Origin of the sequence: Pseudomonas bubulae, from assembly GCF_037023725.1 — a bacterium.
In the GTDB taxonomy this organism is placed as follows: Bacteria; Pseudomonadota; Gammaproteobacteria; order Pseudomonadales; family Pseudomonadaceae; genus Aquipseudomonas; species Aquipseudomonas bubulae.
Map to the genome: position 1 here is coordinate 3,740,343 of NZ_CP146077.1, position 14,045 is coordinate 3,754,387.

General features: G+C 58.8%; 15 protein-coding genes. 11 read left to right on the forward strand and 4 right to left on the reverse strand.

The genetic code is table 11. The annotated features are described in order from the left end of the window. Positions 1-145: 145 nt before the first annotated feature. Positions 146-655, reverse strand: a complete 510-nt coding sequence (locus V6L81_RS17030) for a DUF2938 domain-containing protein (protein ID WP_095018622.1) — start codon at positions 653-655, stop codon at positions 146-148. A gap of 78 nt (positions 656-733) precedes the next feature. On the opposite strand from V6L81_RS17030, the gene V6L81_RS17035 reads away from it, so the two are divergent. After that, entirely contained in the window at positions 734-1,189 is a 456-nt protein-coding gene (locus tag V6L81_RS17035; RefSeq protein WP_338660181.1) for a helix-turn-helix domain-containing protein, read from the forward strand. Between the two features lie 224 nt (positions 1,190-1,413). Here the strand turns inward: V6L81_RS17035 and V6L81_RS17040 are convergent, their stop codons facing one another. Continuing rightward, positions 1,414-1,539, reverse strand: a complete 126-nt coding sequence (locus V6L81_RS17040) for a GNAT family N-acetyltransferase (RefSeq protein WP_337859555.1) — start codon at positions 1,537-1,539, stop codon at positions 1,414-1,416. A 113-nt stretch (positions 1,540-1,652) separates the two neighbouring features. Between V6L81_RS17040 and V6L81_RS17045 the strand changes: the two genes are divergently transcribed. Beyond that, positions 1,653-2,159, forward strand: coding sequence for an N-acetyltransferase (locus V6L81_RS17045; protein WP_338660182.1), 507 nt, complete (start codon positions 1,653-1,655; stop codon positions 2,157-2,159). Between the two features lie 196 nt (positions 2,160-2,355). On the opposite strand, the gene V6L81_RS17050 is transcribed toward V6L81_RS17045, so the two are convergent. Continuing rightward, complete coding sequence (locus V6L81_RS17050; RefSeq protein ID WP_095023725.1) at positions 2,356-2,961, reverse strand: hypothetical protein; 606 nt, start codon at positions 2,959-2,961, stop codon at positions 2,356-2,358. A 728-nt stretch (positions 2,962-3,689) separates the two neighbouring features. Here V6L81_RS17050 and V6L81_RS17055 point away from each other — a divergent pair. From V6L81_RS17055 to V6L81_RS17085, 7 genes are all read left to right on the forward strand, one after another. Further along, positions 3,690-4,406, forward strand: coding sequence for a response regulator transcription factor (locus tag V6L81_RS17055; protein WP_138738295.1), 717 nt, complete (start codon positions 3,690-3,692; stop codon positions 4,404-4,406). Continuing rightward, complete coding sequence (locus V6L81_RS17060; protein ID WP_138738294.1) at positions 4,403-5,746, forward strand: histidine kinase sensor domain-containing protein; 1,344 nt, start codon at positions 4,403-4,405, stop codon at positions 5,744-5,746. Before V6L81_RS17055 ends, V6L81_RS17060 begins: the two co-directional genes overlap by 4 nt. Before the next feature lie 130 nt (positions 5,747-5,876). After that, a complete protein-coding gene (locus V6L81_RS17065; RefSeq protein WP_095002874.1) occupies positions 5,877-8,111 on the forward strand; it encodes a TonB-dependent siderophore receptor in 2,235 nt (744 codons plus the stop codon). A 123-nt stretch (positions 8,112-8,234) separates the two neighbouring features. After that, positions 8,235-8,522 (forward strand): DUF3649 domain-containing protein, encoded by a 288-nt coding sequence (locus V6L81_RS17070; protein ID WP_296302454.1) that lies wholly within the window; start codon positions 8,235-8,237, stop codon positions 8,520-8,522. Further along, positions 8,519-10,126 (forward strand): PepSY domain-containing protein, encoded by a 1,608-nt coding sequence (locus V6L81_RS17075; protein WP_296302452.1) that lies wholly within the window; start codon positions 8,519-8,521, stop codon positions 10,124-10,126. Before V6L81_RS17070 ends, V6L81_RS17075 begins: the two co-directional genes overlap by 4 nt. A 25-nt stretch (positions 10,127-10,151) precedes the next feature. After that, entirely contained in the window at positions 10,152-10,451 is a 300-nt protein-coding gene (locus V6L81_RS17080; protein ID WP_296302461.1) for a DUF3325 domain-containing protein, read from the forward strand. Positions 10,452-10,539: 88 nt separating this feature from the next. Next, positions 10,540-11,124, forward strand: a complete 585-nt coding sequence (locus tag V6L81_RS17085) for a hypothetical protein (protein WP_095002878.1) — start codon at positions 10,540-10,542, stop codon at positions 11,122-11,124. 30 nt (positions 11,125-11,154) lie between these two features. Here V6L81_RS17085 and V6L81_RS17090 read toward each other — a convergent pair whose 3' ends face one another. Beyond that, the gene (locus tag V6L81_RS17090) at positions 11,155-11,631 is read right to left on the reverse strand and encodes a hypothetical protein (protein ID WP_338661105.1); all 477 of its coding nucleotides are present in this window, start codon (positions 11,629-11,631) and stop codon (positions 11,155-11,157) included. A gap of 784 nt (positions 11,632-12,415) precedes the next feature. On the opposite strand from V6L81_RS17090, the gene V6L81_RS17095 reads away from it, so the two are divergent. Then, complete coding sequence (locus tag V6L81_RS17095) at positions 12,416-12,928, forward strand: sigma-70 family RNA polymerase sigma factor (RefSeq protein ID WP_338660184.1); 513 nt, start codon at positions 12,416-12,418, stop codon at positions 12,926-12,928. Continuing rightward, positions 12,928-13,896 (forward strand): FecR domain-containing protein, encoded by a 969-nt coding sequence (locus tag V6L81_RS17100; protein ID WP_338660185.1) that lies wholly within the window; start codon positions 12,928-12,930, stop codon positions 13,894-13,896. Before V6L81_RS17095 ends, V6L81_RS17100 begins: the two co-directional genes overlap by 1 nt. The last annotated feature ends 149 nt before the right edge of the window (positions 13,897-14,045 follow it).

The following is a 14,045-nucleotide window of genomic DNA, read 5'->3' on the forward strand; positions in this document are numbered from 1 at the left end:
GAAAAGATTGCAAAACAGATACGGCCAAATGCTTCTACTTAGGTCGGGCAGGTCTGTTTTTGGTGCAAAGCGGATGCGCCAGTATTGGGCAGCTCAGGTGGCTGTGTACCTCATGGGCGCATCGCTGCCGGGTCGGGGCAACGCCTCAGGCATGCGGCGTCGGATAGAGCAGCAGTACCAGCCACCCGGCGACATAGAGCCCCAGGCCAAACGTCAGATGGGTGATCAGGGTTCGGCGCCTTGCCACGTAGGGAGCCGCCGTCTTCGATGCAGCGATGCCGAAGCCGAAGGCGGGCTGCAAGATAAAAAACGGTGCCGCCATACTGATCAAGCCAGCGGCCAATGCAGGCATCAGCGTGGGATGGAACAACCACTCCACACCCGTGAGTACAACCAGCAGCAACGCGAAGACAATGCCCGTCAGGTAATGAAAAACCCAGCCGATCAGACGCTCATGCCTGACACGCGGCGCAGCCACAATCGAGGTATGCTGAAACTGCCCCTGGCGCATGAGGCCCAGCCAACGACCGACGAGCCCATAGTCAAGGGACGGGATACCAAAGACCCGTGCACGAATTAAAGCGCCTGCGTCCATGATCAAGGTGGCCCCCACGCCAACCAACAGAATACGCAGTACCATCTCACTTGTTTGCATGTTGTACCCTCTGCATTAAGCCTGTTTTGTCGGCCTGGTCAGAGCAGTCTGCAAGTTCAAGTCGACTTGAGGTCAAGCATGAAAGAAATGGAGATCGGTGAAGTGGCACGGCGCTGCGGCCTGCCGCCCTCAACCCTGCGCTACTACGAAGAAAAAGGGCTGATCCGCTCGACAGGCCGTCGGGGCCTGAGCCGTGTGTTCAGTGCGGATGTACTTCAGTGCCTGTCGTTGATCGCACTGGGGCAGTGTTCGGGGTTTTCACTGGACGATATCGCCGCCATGCTGAAGGCGGACGGTCAGCCTGAAATTGATCACCAGCGCCTGGCAGAAAAAGCTGACGAGCTTGATCGCACCATCCAGCGCTTGAGTACAATTCGCGACGAGCTCAGGCGAGCAGCAGCCTGCCCCGCTCCCCGTCATATTGAATGCCCTGCCTTTCAGAAAAAACTGGCCTCTGTCAGGCCACGCAGCCTCGACAGGAAAAAACCGGGACGCAGTCAAGCTCCCACGGACAAAAGTCAGAACACCCCATGAATGGCGTTAACAGCCCTGCCCTGTGCGGCTGATAGTGCATCATCGTGGATTTCAGACTGCAAACCAAATTGGCCAGCCAGTGCTTTACGCCCCTTGGGCGTCACTGCAAGCGCCCGGCTGTCGAGGTCCTGGACTACCCATTTGCGGCTCAGGGCCAAGCTCGCCCAGGGCGCTTTCGCCACTCGCCGTAAGTTCATACAAACCCCGGCCGGTAGCTGCTGCAATCAACCTGCCTGCGGCGCAGACGCGGGCGGTGTCGGCATGGTCTTTGCCATCGGCTGGTACACCAGCCCCGCCGACTCGTCCACGTCCCCTGAGCACCTGAAGCCATACCGTTCATAGAAACCCACCGAAGGCAGCGAAGCTGCTCACACTCAGCACGGGCCAACGAACGCATGCACACTGCGCTGGCAGCCACTTGCCGACTCCATCCGAGGTATTTATGGGCAGCGAAACGTTGAACATGCACATGACCATTAGCAAAGAACGACCGCAAGACATCGAAGCCATCAGTCGCCTGACCGAGGCAGCGTTCAGGAACGAAGAGTATTCAAGCCACACCGAGCATTTCATCGTCAATGCACTGCGGCGCACCGGGCAACTGAGCATCTCCCTGGTGGCGGCAGAACATGACGAAATCCTCGGCCATGTCGCCATTTCCCCTGTCAGCATTTCGTCCGGGGTAACCGGATGGTATGGCCTGGGGCCGATCAGTGTAAGGCCTGACCGTCAGGGCAAGGGCATCGGTTCGGCATTGATGTGGGCCGCACTGCAACAGCTGCGGCAACAGGGCGCAGCGGGTTGCGTCGTGCTGGGCGACCCTGCCTATTATGGCCGCTTCGGGTTTAAAGCCCACCCCGGCCTTGAGTTGCCCGACGTTCCCCCTGAATACTTCCAGGCCCTGTCCTTTACTGGCGAGCTGCCTGTCGGGGTAGTGAAATACGCTGCGGCGGTTGATGCACGCGAGTAAGTGACCGGGCGTGGTGGGCATTGTTGTTCATTTAAACGATTTCTGCCTTTGTGGGAGCGGGCTTGCTCGCGATGGTCGTCAACGATGACGCGTATTAGCTGAGTAAATGCGGCGCCATCAAGAACATCGCGAGCAAGCCCGCTCCCACACTTGAGCAGCATTGCGGGCGTGCTGGGCATTGCTGCGTTAGCTCTGATTACTTACCGGGCAGCAATGCGATCATCCGGTCAAAGGCCGCCAACGGGTACCTGTCATTACGTGGTTGCGCAACGGGCATTTTTGCAGGAAAGCCCACGTGCACACTGCCGGGCAGCACGTGCTCGATCGCGGCGTACCAGGTCAGTAACGCCTGCTGCAGCCGTACATGCAGCTCGAAATTGCTTCTGCGCCGAGTGGAGTCTGCACGGGCTCGCTGCCGTGCCAGTTGCGGGTCTATGCGCCCGACAATGTAAGCGTCTGCAAAGCCGATACGCCCCTGTGCGACAGTGTCACGGGTGGCGTCCAGTTCTGTTAGCCAGTCGTTTGTGCTGGCCTCACCGATCTGCCAGAGGCACCACAGGTAATGAAGCTTGAGCGGGTCGCTGTCGCACACCGCCCATTGAGCCCTGGCTTCCATGGCCAGCGCGGCCTGCCATCGATCGACGTTACGCTCGGCCCAGAAAACTGCGGCTGCGACGGGATCACTGGCACGCTCCGGCACACCGTCAAGACGGCCGTGCTCAGCAATCACATGCGGCCCTCCATGCCGGGTGCACCACGTGGTTTTACCGCTGGCGCTGATGCCTTCAACCACCAAAATCATTGATATGGCTACTCCGGCCACAATAGGGGCTCAGGCAGGAAACTGTTGATCAGACCCGGGATAACCCGGAGCTCAGGTTGGACTCAATAACTGAAAAGCCTGTTCCGCGCCTGCTCCACTGGCTACACGCAAGTACATACAGGGGCCCCGGCTGGCTTGAGCCGCATGAGACTTGCCGACGGATGCCTGAAAAATTTACACACTTTTACTCAAGTCCTTATATCACCCGCTAATGGCTATTTGCTATTGTTTTGGATCCAATCATGGAGGCGTAAAAACATGGACAGGGCCAAGGTATCCAAACGCGGCTGGGCGTGGGCGTACCGGAAACTACGCGACTTGCACTGTTCACGGCTATCGTCGTTTTACAGAGCAACCCTGTATGCGGTTCGCGGTGATAGCGGCACTTTTCGCTGCGACCTGACCAGGCAGAAAATCCGCCTGCATCGATAATAAGCGCCGCTCCCATACGTTGAAGAGGATCATCCTGTTTGAGCTAACCTGGCTTGAACTGCCCTGCTGTCTTCCTGTCTTTGCCCTGCTTGCCGGCGTTGCATTCAATGCTGGAGCGCCCGGGCATGTCCATACGTACTGACGCCTTCAGAGCGACCGAAAGCTTAAAGCTCGTACATCTGCATGACGAAAATCTTGCTTTGGTTAGGAATGTGCAACATTTTTTGTCAGAATGAATTATGCATAATAATTCTCATTCACAGGTCTGCCCCTCCATGCAATTCGCCTCTGCTTCCCATATGCCCATCCGTATTCTGGCTATTGAGGATGATCCGGTGCTTGCCGCCGACCTGGATAGCCATCTGGGCCAGCGGGGCTTTTCGGTCACGTTGCGTCACGACGCAGACGAAATTCTGCATCTGGTGCGCTCCGAGGGTTTCGATTTGATCCTGATGGACATCATGTTACCCGGCAGCAGTGGCCTGGAGGTGCTCGCCCAAGTGCGCCAGTGCCAGCGTGTCCCGGTCATCCTGATGTCGGCGCTGGGTGCCGAGCAGGACCGGATAACCGGTTTCAGCCAGGGCGCGGACGATTACTTGCCCAAGCCATTCAGCATGCAGGAGATGGATGTACGCATCGATGCCATTCTGAGGCGCGTGGCCTACGAGCACGAGGCCCAGGTAAAAGTGCGCAGCGATTCGCAACTGGAACTTGATCAGCAGGCCATGGATGTTTGCCGCAACGGCCGCTGGGCCGATCTGACCAGCACCGAATTCCGGGTACTGGAAATCCTCATTCAGCATCCCGGCGAGGTGTTGAGCAAAGCCTTTCTGTACCAACAGGTCATGCATCGGGCGCACTCACAACATGACCGCAGCCTGGACATGCATGTCAGTCGGGTTCGTCGCAAATTGCAGGCCATCGGTTACAGCGCCGGGCGCGTCGAGACCATACGCGGCATGGGGTATGTGCTGGCGCCGTTGCAGTCATGAGGCTGCCGAACCGGCACTCGCTGCTGTGGCAACTGGTCGGCGTGCTCGCGCTTTTGTGCATGCTGGTGATCAGTTTGCAGGCCGACCTGAGCAAGCGTCTCAAGGATGCCACCGCCCTCCTCTCCGAACCGGCCAAGCAGAGCCATATCGCTTACGCACGACAGGCCGAAACGGCGTGGCGGGAACGCGGCACGCAAGGCGTTGACGAGTTCCTGCGCAGCTTGCGCAAACAGGAACGGGTGTGGGCCGCCGTCGTCGATGAGCACCAGCAATCATTGTCTTCGCAGCCTCTGGATGAACATGAGCGTCGTAAGCTCGACTTTGTCCGTCCGCTTCACTGGACCGTAGGACGGCCAAACGGCTGGCCAACGTTCTATGTGCCTTTCAGCGACGACAAAGCGCGTCTGGTCATGGAGCTGCCGCATCGTTTCAACCCGCGTGAGCACTTGCGGGTGTGGGAGGTGCTGCTGCAATGGGTACTGCCGGCGGGCTTGGCGCTGCTGCTCGGCTTCCTGCTCTACCGTGTGTTGATCGCCCCCGTGGTGACCCTGCGCCGCCAGGCGGCAGCATTGAGCTCGGGCAACCTGTCGGCCCGCGCAGGGCCGCAGGTGGCTCGGCGGCGCGACGAGCTGGGCGACCTGGGGCGAACCTTCGATCACATGGCCGAGCGCCTGGAAAACACCCTGGCGCTGCAGCGTCGGCTGATGCGTGACTTGTCCCATGAGTTGCGTACGCCGTTGAGCCGACTGCGCGTGACCGGTGAACGTGAACCGGACATGGATGCCATGCGCCAGCGCCTCGAACGTGAGGTACAGAGCATGGACCGATTGATCGGCGATACGCTGGAGCTGGTGTGGCTGGACACCGAGCGCCCCGCCCTGGCGCTGGAGCCGGTGGAGCTGGACCAGCTATGGGAGGTGTTAAGTGGCGACGCCAGCTTCGAGAGCGGTTGGCCGATCGAGCGTCTGCGCTGTGATTTGCCCCCTGACTGTCGCGTCATGGGTAACCTGAACAGCCTGGCGCAGGCGCTGGAAAACATCTTGCGCAACGCCATCCGCCATTCACCGCAACACGGCGCAGTCACATTCACCGGGGTCAGCAAGGGCGCCTATTGGTACGTGTGGATCGAAGACCAGGGGCCCGGCGTCGCTCCCGACAAGCTCGAACAGATTTTTCAGCCCTTCACCCGACTCAACGCCGCACGCCCCGGCGGCAGTGGCTTCGGCCTCGGTTTGTCGATTGCGCGCAGCGTCGTGCAATTGCAGGGCGGCGAAATCTGGGCAGAAAACACTGACAGTGGATTGCGCATAAATCTGAAATTACAAATGTATAAAATGTAAATAAGATTTACTCACGTTTGCGAATCACTTCTATTAGCGCCGCCCATGGAGATTCAGGCTTAACCGAGCCCCCTGCTGACAGGATGCTCAGACACTCCATTGGGCTCATCCACTAACAGGAGTGTTGTCGATGTACCCGCGATTCAAGCTCAATCATCTTGTCCTCGCCTTGATGGCCTGCTCGCCCGGCGCTGCGCTGGCCGAAACCGAACTGCTGGCGGCGCCGGCGTCAGACAATGTCTTGCAACTCGATGATACCCATGTTGTGGCCACTGCCGCGCAAGAGCTCAAGCAAGCCCCCGGGGCATCGATCATCACGGCCGAAGACATCAAGAAACGCCCGCCCGTCAATGACCTGTCCGATATCATCCGCAAGATGCCAGGGGTCAACCTGAGCGGCAACAGCGCCAGCGGTACACGCGGCAATAACCGCCAGATCGACCTGCGCGGCATGGGCCCGGAGAACACCCTGATCCTGATCGACGGCAAGCCCGTGACCTCACGCAACGCCGTGCGTTACACCCGTTCCGGCGAGCGCGATACCCGTGGCGACAGCAACTGGGTGCCGGCTGACGAAGTCGAGAGCATCGAGGTGCTGCGAGGCCCGGCGGCCGCACGCTACGGCTCCGGCTCGATGGGGGGTGTGGTGAACATCATCACCAAGCGCCCGACACAGGAACTCAGCGGTTCGCTCTCGGCGTACACCAACCTACCCGAGGACGATGCCGAAGGCATGACCAAACGCACCACGTTCAGCCTCTCCGGCGCGCTGAGCGAAGCGCTGGCATTTCGTGTCTACGGCAACCTGAACAAGACTGACGCCGACGACTCCGATATCAACCTCGCGCACACCGACACCGCCTCCGGTTCTGCATTGGCTGCCGGCCGCGAAGGGGTCCGCAATAAAGACATCAACGCGTTGTTGAGCTGGGCGCTGGACGATCAGCAGACCCTCGATTTCGAGACCGGTTTTAGCCGGCAAGGCAATATTTACACCGGGGATGTCGGCACCGGGGGAACAGACTCGCAGACGCCCGGCAGCACGATCAACCAATGGCTGGGGCGTGAAACCAACACCATGTACCGGCAGAATTTTTCCGTTACCCATCGGGGTGACTGGGCGTTCGGGACATCACGGGTGTTGGCGCAATACGAGAAAACCCGCAACAACCGATTGCAAGAAGGCCAGACCGGCGCGGTCGATGGTGACATCAGCGCCAACGCAGACAAGAGTACCAGTACCTATGACAGCTACTTGCTCCAGGGCGAACTGAACATTCCCCTGCAAGTGCTGCTGCCACAAACCTTGACCCTCGGCGCGGAATGGAATCGCCAGGAGCTGGACGACCCAAGCACCTTCGACCGGGCCGTCGGCACCACATTGCCCAACTCGGCGTTGGGTGCACGCTCGTCCTATATGGACGCGACGATCATGGCCTTGTTCATGGAAGACAATATCGAGTTGAGCCCCAAATGGTTCCTGACGCCCGGGCTGCGCCTGGACCATCATGATCAATTCGGCGCCAACTGGAGCCCGAGCCTGAACAGTTCCTACATGTTGACCGACGACATCACGTTGAAGGGCGGTATTGCCCGCGCCTTCAAGGCGCCGAATTTGTACCAGTTGAACCCCAACTACCTGTATCGCAGTAACGGCAACGGGTGTGCACCCACACTGCTCAGCACGGGTTGCTATGTGTTGGGCAATAAAAACCTCGAGCCCGAGATCAGCATTAACAAAGAGCTGGGCATCAGCTTTGCCCGGGATGGATGGACCGCCGGGATCACCTACTTCCGTAATGATTACGACAACAAAATCGTGGCTTCGAACGATTTGGTCGACAAGACCCTGGCCAACGAGGCCATCCTGCAATGGGATAACGCCAAGGATGCCGTGGTCAAGGGATGGGAAGGAAACGTCGGCATTCCATTGCTCGGTGAGAATGGCAATACGCTGAGCTGGAACACCAACTTCACCTATATGCAGTCCAACAAGGACGGCGACGGCAACCCGTTGTCGGTGGTGCCCAAGTACACGGTAAACACCATGCTCGACTGGCAGGCTACGCAGGCACTTACCCTGAGCCTGACCGGGACCTATTACGGCAAGCAAGAGCCGCGGGTATTCAACCCGACACGTGATGTTGCCGTCATCGCCACAAACGAGCTGCAAACCCTTGACCCTTACCATATCTGGGGTGTTGGCGGGACCTACCAGGTAAACAAGAACCTGTCGCTCGGTGCCGGCATCAACAACCTGTTCGACAAGCGCGTGTACCGCGAGGGCTCGGGCACCACAGCCGGGGCCAGCACTTACAACGAGCCGGGGCGCGCGTTCTACGCATCGATCAGCACCTCGTTCTGATCCCGGCGCTCACAGGCGCACTTGATCACCCACCCAACGCTCAGCCGCTGACCAGGCTGGGCGTTGGCGTACAGCTTGATAAAAATACTCCGGTATCGTGCCGGGAACTGATGAGCATGCCAGATGAAAACACCCCCCCATTACGGCCCGACAGTGTCGCGTATCCTTGCGGCGCTGTGCGGCGGCTACCTGTTCACTTACGCCTTCACTGCGGCACTTGCGCGCTTGCTGCCGATGAATAAAGTCGATGCGCTGGTGACGGCCAGCCTGGTGTCATTTGCGGTCTACAGCCTGGCGATTCTTTGGGCATTTGCCTGCCGCAGTGCCCGCCGCGCATGGGCCGGGCTAAGCCTGGCTGTGCCCTTGGCGACGATCGGTTTCTGGCCGCAGTGGATGGAGATACCGGGATGAAAAGCAAAACCATCACCCAGTCCCTTGCCTGGCTGCACACGTGGGGCGGGCTGATTTTCGGCTGGATCCTGTTTGCAATCTTCCTCACCGGCACCCTCGCAGTGTTTGATAAGGAAATTGATAGCTGGATGCGGCCGGAAATACCGGCCCACACGCTCACGTCAAGCGAAGCCGCACAACGCGCACTCGACTATCTGCACGCGCAGCAACCGAACGCCAGCACCTGGAACATCGGCCTGCCCACCGAGCGATCACCAGGGCTGACCGTCTCCAGCGGTGAACAACGGCGTGGCGGTGGCGTGAACCTGGATCCGGAAAGCGGCGCCCCGCTTGACGTCCGCAAGACAGCGGGTGGCGGGTTCTTTTTTCGCTTCCATTTCACCCTCGACCTGCCGCGCAATATCGGCATCTGGGTGGTTGGCCTGGCCGCCATGGGCATGCTCGTCGCACTTGTCAGCGGCATCGTCATTCACAAAAAATTCTTCAAGGATTTTTTCACCTTCCGCCCGGCCAAGGGCCAACGTTCCTGGCTGGACGCGCATAACGCCACCGGTGTGCTGGTACTGCCTTTCCATCTGATGATTACCTACACCGGCCTGGTGATTTTTTACCTGACCTACATGCCCGCGGCGATGGACGCACTGTTCGATGGCGATCGTGTCGCGGCCAGTGGAGCGCTACGCGGGGCGCCTGCTGAACAGCGTGCAGAACACAATCACGCACCCGGCAAGCAAGACATCGCCACTGCGGGTGCACGCCGTGAGGGACAGAGGCCAGGGCGTGGCGAGCCTCTTCACCCCGTCTCTCAGCCTGCACCGCTGACCGCCATAGGACCTTTACTGGCCGAAGCCGAGCGAAGCATGGGGCCGGTTTCCGGACTGTCGATTAAACATCCCGGTCGCAGTGATGCTCGCATTGAAGCGCGCCCCTTGCTGGGTAATCGTATCGAGCTGACCAAGGGCGCCAGCATGGTGTTCGACGGCGTTACGGGCAAAGTCTTGCGGCAACCGCAGCAGAGCCGACCGAGCCTGCTGACCCAGAAAGTTATGTCCGGCTTGCACTTCGCCCAGTTCGGCGGTTATCCCATGCGCTGGTTGTACTTTGTCTGCGGCCTGGCCAGTTGCGCCATGCTGGCCACCGGTGTGGTGCTGTTTACCGTCAAACGGCGCCGTCGTCACGATAGCGAAGGGGTGATCGGTGCGATGCTGTATCACGCTGCCGAACGCCTCAACGTAGCGGTCGTGGCCGGGCTGGTGCTGGCGTCTATCGCACTGCTGTGGGCCAACCGGTTGCTGCCGTTGCAATGGGCCGGGCGTGACCAATGGGAAGTGCGGGTTTTCTTTCTGGTGTGGCTCGCCAGTCTGGGCCATGCCATCGTCAGGCCCAGACTCGCTGCCTGGCGCGAACAGTTGGGCCTCGCGGCCTTGATGTGTTTGAACTTGCCCCTGCTGAATCTGATTGTTGTCAATCGAGGGGACGGGCTCTACCTGGAACTCACCCTCGTAGTGATAGGTGCGCTGCTGGCCTGGGCAGCCTGGCAGACAGGACAACCGGCCAGACAAGCAGTACCGCGTAAATCCTCTAAAACCCTGGAGCAGCATTGAAATGAACCTTGCCTTGATCGCGGGTATGTTGCTGGCCTGTGGCGGCATGTTGGGTTTGTGCCTTGGGCTGGAGCGGTATTACAAACAGCTCAGGCAACCCACGCCCGCCCCTGTCGTCCTGCGAACATTACGCTGCACCGGCTGGATTGCCCTGTTGGCCAGCTTGGCCTGTTGTATTCAAGCCTGGGATGGGCCCATGGCTGCCGTGGCCTGGCTCGGCAACCTCTCCCTCGCGGCACTCACGGTAGCGTTCCTGCTGCCTTACGCGTCTCGGCTGCGCAGAGTGCCTGAGCCAGAGAGGGCTGAGGTCAGGCAAACAACCTGAGAGACGCTTGGGTGGGGGTTGCCTTCAAGGCCGGGACGACTCAGATTACGCAACAGGATGTAACTTCTGACTTTCCAAGGTGGAATAGATGTTGAACAAAGCCCTGAAACGCAACGCCCTCCTCGCCCTCCTCTCTGCCGTTTTGCCCTCTGTGGTCATGGCTGCCACCCCTGAAATGCCCAAGGGTATGACGGTCAAAGAGCTCATGCCCAGCAAGCCGTTCCCAACGACGTACCCCGGGTTTGAAGGCCAGAAAAGCAAGTTTCCGGCGCAACTTGAAGGCAGCGGCGAGTTCGAGGTGACGCGTGTGGCCAGCGTTTGCGCTGACCCGGACAACCCGATCAACTTCGCGATGGAGGCCGAGAGTTTTATCCGAATGGGTAACAAGCCGGTGGCCGATGTACTGGAAAAACGCAACATTGATTGGGAGATGTGTGACGCCTCGGTGGTAGGCCAGAAACTCAAGGTGGTTCGCTTGCAGCTGTTGGGCATGGGCTGCGGCTTTCCCTTTGTGGGCCAGCAAAAAATCCCTGTCGACCAGATCAGCCAGCATGCCTGCTTTTACGTGCCAGTGGTTGAGTTCAACGGCAAGGAGCAATTGATGGCCAGCGATGCGCTGAAAGGTTTCGAGGGGTTTGCGGTAGAGCGTTTGAGTGCTTACCTGAACCCGTAAATGCCTGTACGCCACAGGCTTGATGCCTCGCTACCCCTTACCTGCGCCGAGTGCCTGGCGTCCTGAAAAGGGGACAGCCTCAACGCGCTGGCCTCTGCCTGCGCGTTGCCCCATCAGCATCAGCCCCCCGCCCAACAGCAGCAAACCGGCGGCGAAGAAGATGTAAATCCCATACACACTCACAGGCAAGGCGAAGTACTCCACCCAATCTTGCGCCCTGTTGAGGGTCTGGGAACACAACAGCGTGCCTGCCAGCGACGCACGCAATGGCCAGCACCGGTGTAAGCGTCGCCGACACACGGCCCATATAGCCTGCGGGCACGGGCTCCTGAAGCATCGGCCCTTGAACAATGGGCGTACCAACAACGCGGCAATCAACCCGCCTACAGGGAATGCGGCGAGAACCAGACCGTATTCATAGGCCGTTAACCCCAAGGTTTTGAAGGCATACAAAGACAGCGCAACGTTATTGACCCCGAGTGAAAAACCATACAGCGCAACACCCATCAGCAGGGCTCGTATCGAAGCGTGGCCCCAGGAAAACCGCAAGCCAGCCAGTAACCCACTCCAGAATGGCGGCCGCTCCTGCACCGCCAGCAACCTCGTGCGAAGACCTCGGGTAGACGCGATGCACAGCGCCGAGCAGGTAAAGACCAGCACATTGATCGACACGGCCCAGACAGGCCTAACGCCGGCCCCAGGGAAGCCGAGAGCACTGAAATGCCTGTCAGGGAAAACATGGCCTTGGCGGACGCCTCCACCCGACGTTCAGACGGGATGACCACTTGCATGATCGCTTGGCGAGACGGGTTGAAAAACTGTGCCGCCACACTGTTTATCAACAGTAAGAGCAGTACCCCCGTGAACATTTGCATCGGGTCGAGCCCGGACAACGATTACACCAGCATAAATGCCAGGAATTTGAACACCCTGATGGCGTCAGCGCTGATCATCACGTAAAGCGGGATCATGCGATCGACCCAAGCGGACGCTGAGCGCAGCATCACGCTTGTGCATCAATTGTCCAGTGAACTGGAATATCAGGCCCAAACCGGAAAACTGTCATTCACTCCCCAGCGAATGAGCATTAAGCATGCCATTTTGGATTTTGGATGCGTCCTGCAAGCTGCCCTACACATTCATTGGCAACCCAGTGTTTCCATCTACGACAAGCGCATGTAATAATCATTCCTATTTGCGAAACGATACCACATCCTCAGAGAAGTCTGACTCTGACCGTAGCGGAGTCGTCTCGCGGTCGCTCCCGCGGCCAAACTTATGGAATTCCTGGATGAGCGACGCCCAGCACACTGCATTGTTTACCGCCGTCTATGGTGAACATCACACGTGGCTGCAGCGTTGGCTGTATCGTCGCTTGGGCTGTCCCGAAGTGGCGGCGGATCTGGCACAGGACACCTTTGTACGGGTACTGCACAAGCGCGCGCTGTCTGAAGTAGAACAACCGCGCGCCTATCTCGCGACGATCGCCCACAGCCTGTTTGTAAACCTGCTACGTCGGCGCCAATTGGAGCAGAGCTATCTTGAAGCGCTGGCCCAGTTGCCTCAAGCGCTGATGCCTTCGCCAGAAGAACGTTTACAACTGCTGCAAACACTTGATGCGCTCGACATCATGCTCAACGGCCTGCCATACAAGGTGCGTAAGTCTTTTCTGCTTTGTCAGCTTGAGGGGCTTACCCATCGTCAAATCGCCGAGCAATTGGGCGTATCCCAAAGTTCGGTACGCCAATACATCGCTCGTGCATTATTACAGTGCATGACAGCTGTAGCTCAGGACAGATTCTGATGTTTGATACACCTTGCCCACTAACCGCTCCCAGCCAACAGGAGGCTGCCGAGTGGTACGCCGTTTTATCGTCGGGTGAAGTCAGCGATGGTGAAAAAAGTGAGTGGCAAGCCTGGCTTGACGCTGCGCCAGAGCATGCAAAGGCATGGGCATTGGTAGAGGAAGTGGTTTCGCGTTTTCAAGGGCTGCCACCTGCCTTGGCGCAAACAGCATTGGACACGCCGGCACTGGATCGTCGTGCGGCGCTTAAATTACTGGGTGTTCTGTGTGTGAGCGGCGGTGCACTGGCTGCGGGAATGAACAGTTCAGCCTGGAACCGTGAATTCGCTGACCTCACCACTGGCACAGGCGAAGTACGCTCATGGAGCCTGGCTGATGGTACACGCCTGAGCCTCAATGCGCGTAGCGCTGTGGATGTACTGATTGAACCCCGGCAACGCTTGATCCGTCTCTATCAAGGGGAAATCCTGATCCAAACCGGCCATGATTTGCCCTTGGCACAGAGCCCGTTTCGGGTCGAAACCGGACACGGCCTGATCCGGGCGCTGGGTACTCGCTTTATGGTCAGCGCGCGCGATCATGATGTTGAGGTTTCATTGGATGAGGGCGCACTTGAAGTCCAGCCATTCGGGGCGGCGGTGCAACGTCTGCATGCGGGTGACGCCACGCGACTGGAACGCAATAAAACCTCGTTGATTCACCCTCGAAATCCCCATGCAGCAGCTTGGGAGCAAGGGCTGATCTTTGCAGACGGCATGCCTTTGAGCCTTTATCTCAAGCAGTTGGCACAGTATCGCCCTGGCATCCTCTCCTGTGACTCGACTGCCGCCACGCTACAAGTTTCCGGCGTGTTTAAACTGGCTGAGAGTAATCGCCTACTGGCCCGCCTGCCAGAAATCCTGCCCGTCAAGGTTCGCTACTTTTCCCGCTATTGGGTCCGTGTCGAGGCCCTTTCTGCGGATGTTTGAAAAAATAATCGGCGCCGGACTGACACTTTTGAATTTTCGCTTGGCTTCCATAGTGCCTATCACTTAATGGAGCGCTTCTGGTGGTCACCCCCCAAACATCACAACCCCCTTTTAAAATCTCCAGACTGACCCGCAGTACGCTGACCTGC